This window comes from Streptomyces ortus (genome assembly GCF_026341275.1).
Lineage (GTDB): Bacteria > Actinomycetota > Actinomycetes > Streptomycetales > Streptomycetaceae > Streptomyces > Streptomyces ortus.
The window spans coordinates 1-473 of record NZ_JAIFZO010000003.1 but is presented as its reverse complement, the minus strand read 5'-3'; the positions used below and the strand labels follow the sequence as shown (position 1 = coordinate 473).

Below are 473 nucleotides of genomic sequence, written 5' to 3'. Positions count from 1 at the left end.
GTGGCCGGTTGTGTGCCGGGTCGGGTGGTGGATGCGGAGCGGATCGTGCCGTTGGGGGTGGCGAATGCTGCGTATGTCATTCATACCTCGGGTTCGACGGGGCGGCCGAAGGGGGTCGTTGTGTCGCATGCGGGGTTGGCGAATCTGGCGTGGGCGCAGGTTGATCGGTTTGCGGTGGGGGAGCGGGCGCGGGTGTTGCAGTTCGCGTCGTTGAGTTTTGACGCGGCGGTGTCGGAGTTGTGTATGGCGTTGGTGTCGGGTGCGGTGTTGGTGGTGGCTGGGGCTGAGGGGTTGCCGCCGAGGGTGTCGTTGGGTGAGGCGGTGGAGCGCACACACGCGACGCATGTGACGGTTCCGCCGGGTGTGCTGGCGGTGGAGGATGCGTTGCCGGCGGGGTTGGAGACGTTGGTGGTGGCGGGTGAGGTGTGTCCGCCGGGGTTGGTCGACCGTTGGTCGGTGGGGCGGCGGATGGT

1 protein-coding gene is annotated in these 473 nt (G+C 67.9%); it reads left to right on the top strand.

The features are described 5' to 3' along the window. Nucleotides 1-473: AMP-binding protein (locus K3769_RS40630; RefSeq protein ID WP_267031770.1), on the top strand; the 473-nt coding region annotated here is incomplete at both ends.